This window comes from uncultured Ruminococcus sp. (genome assembly GCF_946415235.1).
In the GTDB taxonomy this organism is placed as follows: Bacteria; Bacillota; Clostridia; order Oscillospirales; family Ruminococcaceae; genus Ruminococcus.
Genome location: NZ_CAMKRR010000145.1, coordinates 1 through 5,420 on the forward strand (window position 1 = coordinate 1; position 5,420 = coordinate 5,420).

The following is a 5,420-nucleotide window of genomic DNA, read 5'->3' on the forward strand; positions in this document are numbered from 1 at the left end:
GCCGTTGAATATCTGACCGCCAATTGATGTTACAGAATCGGGAACAGTAAAAGATATTATGCCTGTACAGTTCTGGAATGCATTTTCAGCTATAGTCTCAATACTGTCAGGCAGATCAAGTTTTTTTATTGCCGTGCAGTTTTGGAAAGCATAAGAACCAATATTTTTTAGTGTTGAGGGTAATTTTATGCTTTCAAGTGAAGTACAGTTATTTACTGCATGTCCGCCCAACGAAGTTACCTTTGTACCGCTGAGGTCGATAGTTTTGAGCGTTTTCATGTTCGAGAACGCATAATTTGGAACGATCTCGCCGCCTGTGATAGTTATCTTTTCAATGGCATAAGCTGAGAAATCCATGCCGTCGTTATACGAATCAATCCAGCTATACATGAAAAGATCGGCAACAGAGGTGTATGCATCAGCATTTTCTTCACCTGCTGCAACAGCCTTTGAAGTAGCCGCATACGGAAGCGTTAACTCCTTAAGATTTACACAGCCGTTGAATATCTGACCGCCAATTGATGTTACAGAATCGGGAACAGTAAAAGATGTTATGCCTGTACAGTTCTGGAATGCATATTCGCCGATGCTCCTGATACCGTCGGGAAGAACGATAATACCCGCAGCAGCCTTGTCCGCGCTGCCGTATGACGAGCAGTGAAGAAAGGTCATGCCGCTGAACGCATAGTTTCCGATACTTGATATAACAAGACCTTTTTCCGCGTCAGCGTCTTCAAATAAGATCTGCTTTACAGCAGCTGCATTCTGAAACGGCGATCTTCCGAAATTGTTCATATCACCGTATCCGCTGATACGAAGCAGACCGTTGCTGTAGATATCGGCAGTAATGTTTTCTCCGAGTGCGACTGTTTCAATGATAGTTGATTTATCAGGAACAGCTTTGATAGTGGTTCTGACAGAGGAATCATCTTCTGTCTTGGGAATGTTTTCGTCGTAAACTCGTGTTGCGTCATTTAGTGCGCCCGTTGTGACAGCCCATGCAGACTGGTCTGGAGCTCCCGATGTGATCGCCGATGAGCAGATAACAGTACTTAGCACACCGGCAATGATTCGTTTAAACATTTCTTTCACTCCTTTTAGATTTTTATACTGTTTATGTGTATTTTTACAATATACTTTAAATAAAAATATGATCCTATGTATTACCTCAGTGATACATTATCATCAGGACATAACTTCATAATTATGGAAGTCAAAAACGTCCTCATTTATAATAACGCATATATTTCTGAAAGTGCAACACTTTTTTTGCCTTTTTTATTTTATGGAGAAAAACTTTGTAAATCTGAAAAAACGGCTCCTAAAATCAGCCGTGGCAAAAAAAGTACATTGACAGGTCCTCGCAGAAATAAAAAATCAGGCGGATACTCCCAAAATGAAGTTTCCGCCTGTCCGCTGTATGCGATATGTATTAGAAGCATAAACACAATTAGTCATGAACTAATTTTGCTTTTATATGCAAAGGAATAATAGCATATTTTTGTAATATTTGATATAGGTGTTGCATAGCTATCCGAGTCTTTCAGGTCTTCAAAACAACAGCCTCTGTTATTTCTCCTTCAAACTATCCCCGAAACCCTTAACGATAGGATCAAGGAAGTAACGCATGATGGACTGCTTACCTACCTTAACTTCGACTGCTCCCGTAAGACCCGACATTATGTCTATCTTATCGTTGGAGTCGTCAACTTCAAGCTTTACAAGGTAAACGCTTCCCATCTGCTCGGTATTGAATGAGCTTGGACTGATATATTTGACCTTGCCCTTGACTGTTCCGTATTTGTTGTAGGGATAGGCTTCAAGCTTTATCTCGGCATCCATTCCCACCTTTATATCGGCAATGTCCATGTTCTTGAAATAGCAGACCATTTCAACCGCAGATCCCGCAGGTACGATAGTCACCATCTGTTGTGCAGCAGTTACGTTCTCGCCGATATTGTTAACGGAAATACTGTTGATATAGCCGTTCGTCGGAGCCGTTATCTGCTGGCTTTTCTTGGATATATCATACTTTTCAAGCTGTGAGTTTATCTGGCTGAGATTTGAATTTATCTCCGAAAGCTTTGCATTTATCTGTTCGCTGTATGTGTTCTGAGCCTTGGATACGTTTATCTCAGCCTGCATGAACTCGTTTTCAGCCTGCTTTACCACTATGCTCTGTGCGTCGTACTCAGCCCTCGATATATCGGGATTTGAGTTGTATTCGTTGAGTATGATATTTGCGCGTTCAGTGGCGTGTCTTGCGTTTTCTTTCGTGCTTTCCAGTATGCTTATATTGTTATGATAGGTCTTGTCAGTGTCGATTATGGTAAGTATTGACGGCTGGATATTCGCTGCGTACTTAGTAAGGTCAATTGTGGAAAGGTCCTCGTTGTTCATTATCATGTTATAGACCTTTTTCTGTGCTTCGAGTACACTTTTCTGATTATTCAGCGAGTCAACGTCGATATCAAGGCTCTGTGTATCAAGTTCTATGAGGACGTCGCCGTAGTTCACATATGCTCCTTCCTCGACATTTATGGACTTTATAGTTCCGCCCATTGCTGAGTTAAGAGACCATATATTACCTACCGGCTGTATTGTTCCGCTGGAAGTTACGACAATATCAGTTTTTGAAAGACAAGCCCATATAACGGCTGCCACAAGGAGAGAGAAGATACCCAAGATTATTACAGTTCCCGCTACGTGTGCAGGGCGCTCAATTATCTCCAGCATTGAGGGCATGAAGTCGTATTTAAGCTCCTTGTCATGCTTTTTGCTGTGTTTAAGAGCGTATTCGGTAAGCTTGTTGTTATCCATCTACCTCACCCCTTTGCTGCTGATTGTAGAGATAAGCGTAAAGGCCGTTCTGTGCCATAAGCTTCTCGTGTGTGTCGTACTCCACAAGGTCTCCCTTGTCTATTACCATTATCTTCTGCGCGTCCTTGAGAGTTGAAAGTCTGTGGGCGATGATGATAACAGTTCTGTTTCTGCATATTTCCTTGAGGTTGTTCTGTATTATGCTCTCGGACTCATAGTCAAGTGCGGAGGTAGCCTCATCGAATATGAGTATCCTCGGGTCGTTGAGTATAGCTCTTGCAATTGCAACTCTCTGCTTCTGACCGCCCGAAAGTCCAATTCCCTTTTCACCGATTATGGTATCATAGCCGTTGGGAAGTTCAAGTATGAAGTCGTGAGCTCCCGCTATTTTTGCACATTTGATTATCTGCTCCATAGTTGCTGTAGGGCAGTGTATGGAAATATTTTCCGCGACTGTGCCGTTGAACATGAAGTTCTCCTGCAATACCACGCCTATCTGCTTTCTGAGCATTGACGGATTCACAAGGGATATATCCATACCGTCAACGGATATCTTTCCTGCCTCTGGTATGTAAAGTCGCTGTATCAGCTTGGAAATAGTACTCTTTCCCGAACCGCTTCGTCCTACGACTCCCACGACTGTACCGGGCTCTATCTCAAAGCTCATGCCCTTGATTACTTCGCTGCCCTGTGGATTGTATCGGAAGTGTACCTTGTCGAAAACTATCTTTCCTTCAAGTCTCGGGAGCGATGTTATATTGGTATTTAGTACGGGCTCGGGAGCTGTATTGAAGATATCTCCGATACGCTTTACGGAAAGCGAAGCCTGCTGGTATTCCTGCCACAGCTGTACAAGTCTGAGGACAGGTCCGCTTACTCTGCCCGAAAGCATACGGAATGCAACGAGCTGTCCGACTGTGAAGTTTCCGTCCATAACTGCCTTTGCACCGAAGAAAAGGATAAGCAGATCGAACACCTTCTGGATGAACTGACCTGTTGAGCCTGCTGTTGCGGAAACCATTGAAGTCTTGTAGCTTGCCTTTACGTAGTCTGCCTGCAGGTCTCCCCATTTTTTCTCGAATTTGGGTTCGAGAGCGTAGGATTTTACAGTCTGTACTCCTGTTATGGACTCAACAAGGAAGGACTGGGTATTTGCACCCGTTTCAAACTTTTCATCAAGTCTTTTCTTGAAAAGAGGGGTTACTATTGCTGAAAGTATAGCGTATACAGGTATGGAACAAATAACGATAACAGTCAGCATCCTGCTGTACATGAACAGTACGACTATGTACACGATGATGAACACAAGGTCTATCATTGATGACAGCGGAGTTCCCGTAAGGAAGCTTCTTATGCTGTCAAGCTCTCTTACTCTTGCAACTGTTTCACCTACTCTGCGTGACTCGAAATATTTGAGCGGCAGGGCAAACAGGTGCTTGAACAGCTTATAGCTGAGCATTACATCTATTCGGTTGGTGGTATGAGTGAAAACATAGTTCTTGGCAAGTCCGAGGATAAGCTCATAGATATATACTATGGCTATTCCTATTGTAAGGACATTGAGTGTTGACATACTCCTGTGTACAAGGACTTTATCCACTACTACCTGCGTCATTACAGGTGTAAGGATACCAAGTATCTGCACCGTGAATACGGCGATGAGGACCTGTATGAACTCCTTCTTGAATTTAAGTATAGTGGGAATGAACCATTTGAAACTGAAAATGGCTTCTCTGTCCATTACTCCCTTTTTATTTATTATGATAGCTGTGCCGTCCCATTTCCTCTGCAGGTCTATCCTTGTTACAATCTCGGGCTGAGTCTTGTCCGTGGACAGTATCATGAACTTGTCCTCATGGGACTTTGCAATTATGAAGAACTCACCGTCATAGCCTCTTGCAATTATAGGGGAATTGACATCTTTGAGTTTTTCAATTTTTAGTCTGCAAAGCTTTGCCTTCATTTTCAGAGCTTTTGCCGACTGGATTATCTCAACCTCTCCCGCTTTCTGTTCGGGGTCGAGCACCGCAAGATTTTCAGCCTGTTCCTTGGTTATTGGTATACCGTGGAACTTCATTACTATCATAAAACAGGACAGTCCGCTGTCTTGTTTTTTTGTCATTTTTCAAACCTCCGTTTACGTAAAAAGGTGCAGCAGTTTTCACTGCTGCACGATTTTATTACGCAATAAGCTTACTGCATTGATGAGTTTATGAGAAGCTGATCCAGTGCTGAAGAATCGGCTGTTATATCGCCGATCTTTATACCGTCTGATATCTGACTGTCATTGCTGAATGCCGACATATTCTCTGCAAGTATCATTGCCTGGATATTTGCAAGATCAGATATCTCGTCGCTTTCATCACCTATGCTTATGCTGTCTGTTATCTCTGCGATAACTGTATCGTCTGCTGTGAGTTCACCGCTGAACATCTCCTCTGCATAAAGGTCGCTGAGGTATTCTGCTGTAGTCTGCTCAACTATCACAGGTGTGCCTTCTACGTCGATAACAAATTCAGACTTATTAAGATCAATGTGAGCAATCGTTCCGTCTGCAAACTCAAAGCTCTCGATCTGATAGTTATCCCAGTAAAACTGGT

4 protein-coding genes are annotated in these 5,420 nt (G+C 42.9%); all 4 read right to left on the reverse strand.

All coding sequences use genetic code 11. The annotated features are described in order from the left end of the window. Positions 1-1,083 (reverse strand): leucine-rich repeat domain-containing protein (locus Q0R37_RS14880; RefSeq protein ID WP_294755360.1); only part of this gene is annotated, 1,083 nt, incomplete at its 3' end. Between the two features lie 486 nt (positions 1,084-1,569). Next, positions 1,570-2,820: an HlyD family efflux transporter periplasmic adaptor subunit gene (locus Q0R37_RS14885; protein WP_294755362.1), complete on the reverse strand. Its 1,251-nt coding sequence runs from the start codon at positions 2,818-2,820 to the stop codon at positions 1,570-1,572. Next, positions 2,813-4,942, reverse strand: a complete 2,130-nt coding sequence (locus Q0R37_RS14890) for a type I secretion system permease/ATPase (protein WP_294755363.1) — start codon at positions 4,940-4,942, stop codon at positions 2,813-2,815. Before Q0R37_RS14890 ends, Q0R37_RS14885 begins: the two co-directional genes overlap by 8 nt. 71 nt (positions 4,943-5,013) lie before the next feature. Next, positions 5,014-5,420, reverse strand: a 407-nt coding sequence (locus Q0R37_RS14895) for a calcium-binding protein (protein ID WP_294755364.1), incomplete at its 5' end; no start/stop codon positions are given.

Excerpts from the sequence above, each read along its gene's own strand:
- Q0R37_RS14885 (WP_294755362.1), bottom strand. The coding sequence starts at position 2,820 with ATGGATAACAACAAGCTTACCGAATACGCTCTTAAACACAGCAAAAAG.
- Q0R37_RS14890 (WP_294755363.1), bottom strand. The coding sequence starts at position 4,942 with ATGACAAAAAAACAAGACAGCGGACTGTCCTGTTTTATGATAGTAATG.